3 protein-coding genes are annotated in these 4,269 nt (G+C 47.6%); all 3 read left to right on the forward strand.

Annotated features, from left to right (window positions below; genetic code table 11):
• Positions 1-287: 287 nt before the first annotated feature.
• The 3 genes from OXG87_12880 to OXG87_12890 all read left to right on the forward strand — a co-directional run bounded on the left by OXG87_12880 (position 288) and on the right by OXG87_12890 (position 4,248).
• Complete coding sequence (locus OXG87_12880; GenBank protein MCY3870446.1) at positions 288-674, forward strand: BlaI/MecI/CopY family transcriptional regulator; 387 nt, start codon at positions 288-290, stop codon at positions 672-674.
• Positions 674-3,082, forward strand: coding sequence for a M56 family metallopeptidase (locus tag OXG87_12885; GenBank protein MCY3870447.1), 2,409 nt, complete (start codon positions 674-676; stop codon positions 3,080-3,082). Before OXG87_12880 ends, OXG87_12885 begins: the two co-directional genes overlap by 1 nt.
• 65 nt (positions 3,083-3,147) lie before the next feature.
• Entirely contained in the window at positions 3,148-4,248 is a 1,101-nt protein-coding gene (locus OXG87_12890) for a hypothetical protein (GenBank protein MCY3870448.1), read from the forward strand.
• Positions 4,249-4,269 lie beyond the last annotated feature (21 nt).

Below are 4,269 nucleotides of genomic sequence, written 5' to 3' on the forward strand. Positions count from 1 at the left end.
GCTCGCGCTCGAATTTGGCACACTTTTACTTGACTTTCTTATACCTGTACAACTGGTCGCAGTCCAGACCAGTTCACGTAGAAGTGTGAAGGTGAAGAAGCATCCGCCCTGGAGAGGTGTTGGGTGGCTTTCTCACTTCTCACTTCTTACTTTTTACTTCTTAAGAGCGGTGGGTTTTTGCAACCTGCCGCTCTTTTTTTTGTTTAAAAAATGAGATTTTCGCTTGACTTCTCCTAATTGATTCGTCATATTACTAAAAAATTAGTAATATTTTCAAGGAGGGTCTTATGGCTGCGAAGAAACGACTGGCTGAGGCCGAGTGGGAGGTAATGGATGGCGTGTGGCATCTCGACCGTCAGGTTACGGTGCGCGATGTTGTCGATTATCTGTATCCCAATGGCGAGAAGGCTTATACGACGGTGCAGACGATTATGAATATTCTGTTTGAAAAGGGTGTGCTCAATCGGCAGAAGATCGGTCCAGTAAATGTGTACACGCCGACCCTGTCGCGAGAAGATGCGGCGCAGGTCGAGACGCGTACGCTGGTGTCGCGCATGTTCGAGGGGTCCTTTGGCGCGTTGGCGACCTATCTCGTGGATTCGGGCGAGCTTTCTCGGAAAGAGTTGGATGAGTTGCGTGCGCTGATTGAAGCGAGGGAGAAAGGAGGCGCGTAATGGATGCGTTGATCCGTTTGGCCGAGGCGTGGTGGCCGCTTTATGCGGTGCATTTTATAGAGGTGTCGCTGTTCATTTTGCTGGTGTGGGCAGCGGATCGCTGGATGAAGCTGGATACGCGATTGCGGTATGTCCTGTATTTGTTGGCATTGGCGAAGGTGTTTGTGCCGCCTTTTTATGCTATTCCGCTACCCGAGTTTTTGACGGTATCCGACGATGTGCCGATTGGACCGGTTTATACCGGTGTGGTTTCTGAGGTTGAGGTTGTTGTACCTGTGCAAGTTGCACCTCTTCCTCTGGCGTTTTATCTGTTTTGTTTGTGGGGTGTTTCGGTTGTGGTATGGGCAGGTGTGACGTTGTGGAAGAATGCGACGTTTCACCGCGCGCTCAGTTTGGCAGTGCCGGTTGATCTGGCGCGGGAGGTGGGATCGCTGGGCGAAGCGCGGAATATGAAGGTTTATGCCAAAGCCAGTCTGCGCTCTCCGTTGTTGGTGGGTGTCGTAAAACCGAGATTGTATTTGCCGTCGCATTGGTCGTCCTGGTCGCCCGAGGAATTGCGCGGCGTTGTTGCACACGAGCTGGCGCATCGGGATAATCGCGATATCTGGGTGTTGATTTTTCAGGCGATTGCAATGGCGCTGTTTTGCATAAATCCGCTGGTCTGGCTGCTGAATCGAAGGCTGAATTTTTTGCGCGAGTTGCGCTGTGATGAGGCGGTGTTGCGCGAGACGAATTTGACGCCTGCCGAATACGGACGGTTGTTATTTGGATTTGTCGATAGACGCCCTGCTATGAGTGCGCTGTATTTCAACGAGCGTGGGACCGCACTCAAGAAACGATTGGAGTATGTCCTTAATTTCAAGGATGACAATGTGAAACGGTCCAGATGGCAGTTGGTAATTCCCGTTCTCATTGGTCTGGCGATTGTGCCTTTTTCAATTCGAGAGGCGTACACGCAGGATGAAGGTGATCTTGAGGTTATGGGATTGGTCGAGGATGAGAAAAAGCTCGATCCCACACCAGAGCAACCGACCACGCCGCCAGTGCCTGTTGATACTGATAGTAGTGAGATTTTCGAATATGACGAGGTTGAAGAAAAACCTCACCCGATAAATATTGTTACGCCTGTATATCCCGAAAAGGCGCGGAAGGAGAAGATAGAAGGCAAAGTGGTTTTGAAGGTTGTGGTTAATATGGATGGCTCGGTAAGTGATGTACGCGTTTTGGAAGGGCCAGAGATCTTTCGTCAAGCGGCGATAGATGCGATATCTCAGTCTCAGTTCAAACCTGCAGCGCACAATGGCAAAGCTGTGCCCGTGTGGGTGGTTATGCCGATTGAGTTTTCATCAGGTTCCACGGACTCGGATCTCCAGCTCACGTCGCCTGTGCCAATTGGCGCTGATGGTAATGAGGTTGAGATCCCCAGATTTTTCGAGGTCGAGGCTACGCCCGAACTCCTGCAATCTGTTAAATTTGTGTATCCAACCAGAGTTACTGTGCGTTTGGAGTTCAGGGTCTATGAGGATGGCTCGGTGGGCGATATGAAGGTTTTGAAAGGTCCGGAGGAATTTCATCAAGCGGCGATAAACGCGATCTTGCAATATCGGTTCAAGCCGGGGACACTCAACGGCAAAGTTGTGCCCGTGCGGATGACTCAGTCGATTATATTTCGATTACCAAAGCAACAGACCACACCGCCTGCATCTGGCGATGCTGACAGTAGTAAGGTTCTCGAATTTTATATGGTTGAGGTAAAACCCAAGGTCCTGCACTCTGTTGTGCCTGTGCATCCCGAGGAGGCACTCAGAGATAGTTTGGAAGGCAAAGTGTTTTTGAAGTTTATGGTCAATTTGGATGGTTCGGTGAGCGATATAAGAGTTTTGAGAGGAGAGGCGATATTTCACAGGGCGGCGATAGATGCGGTATCTCAATTTCGATACAAGCCTGCGGAGCACAATGGTAAACCCGTGGCCGTATGGATGACTCAGCCAGTATCATTTCGCTTGCCAAAGCAACAGACACGTCAGGACTCTCGATCTTCGGGGTACGTTCCACCAACCGCATCGGGTCATTTTCACGTTAAAAAAAGTTTTAGCAACGAGTTCTTGTCAGTTTTCAAGGCTGACGTAAAGCCCAAACTTTTGCACTCCGTTGAGCCTATATATCCAGAGGAGGCGTTGGAAGATAAGGTGGAAGGCATGGTAATTTTGCAGTGTGTGGTCAATGTAGATGGCTCAGTGAGCGATGTCGCAGTTGTGCAAAGTAGAGGAACGATAGATCGCAAAGAATTTCAGCAGGCAGCGATAGACGCAGTATCGCAATATCGGTTTAAACCTGCCGAAAACAATGGTAAAACCGTAGCAGTGTGGATACCTCAGGCGATTAGATTTCGATTGCCAAAAGAATAAGTCGCTCCGCAGGTAGAAAATTGCTCGTTGAATTTATATCTATCAGTCTTGAGGAGGATCACGAGATGGTATTCAAGATGACATTGGTATTCTGGCTGTGTTTTTCGATCCATGCGATGGCATCTACAGATTCATTGCGCGCTATGTCTCAAGATCGGGAAGTAGAGGTTACAGGACATCCCCAAGAGCAAAAACCTGCAAAGCCTTCCAAATCAAAAATATCGGGAACGATTCATTTGAGTGGTCAGACTATTCCAGATTCGTTTTTTGTAGGGATTGCGCCACTGTTGTCAGCAAAGTGGAGCCCTTTCACACCCAGACCGAAAAACTCGCAAACCATTTATGACCGAGATTTTGCATTTGATCTCGAACCAGGACTTTATACGCTCGTTGTTTCCGCTTTTGGTTATGAAATATTGGAGACAGCCATTCTGGTGCCAGATGCCGATACACAAGTAGAGGTGAAAGCATATCTTGAGCCATTCGGGCTGAATAAAAAAGATGATATTGAGTGGGTCAAGCTGTGGGGTGAGTTTTGTCGATGGCGCGTCAGAAGTCCTGATATCGTAGAGTTGGTTAAAAGAGATAGCGTATGGGTATTACCGGGCGAAAATCCGGTCAAAGAGGGCGAGGGATATCGTTTCATTGTGAATCACAATACGAGTGAGGTCTATGATTTAAGACATTCAAATGCAAAAAAGAGGAGCGGCAGACTGATTGGATTTAGTTCAATCTATAAAGGTGGAGAGATCGTTTTTGACCCTTCTGTATATGCATCTCCCAAGAGAGATTCCAGGGCGGAATTTTCTGCTAACAATGGGCTTCAAGCGACCTTTTCGAGATTGGTAAAAGAAATGAAGGATTTTCGCAAAAAGGGTATGCATTCTTATGGTAAAATGCTCCGAAGCGCAGATGTCTGGGATTCTATTTATATTGACCAGGGAAACAGGCTACGAGAAATAGTGAATCAATACCCACCCTATTTTGAGCAGTTCCTCTTGCAAGAAGGGTTCGAATTCTTAGATAGATTTCATCCCCATAATAGAGTAAGGAGAGAGTTGAGAAAGCTGAGAAGTGATAAAAAGGAGTACGAAACGAAAATAAAAGAGCACTATCAGAGTGCTGTTTATGAGAGTTATTTCAGTCAAATGGCGCGATTGGCATAGAAGGTAGATCTGAATTCGCTT

It is taken from the genome of Gemmatimonadota bacterium (genome assembly GCA_026706845.1).
Taxonomy (GTDB): domain Bacteria; phylum Latescibacterota; class UBA2968; order UBA2968; family UBA2968; genus VXRD01.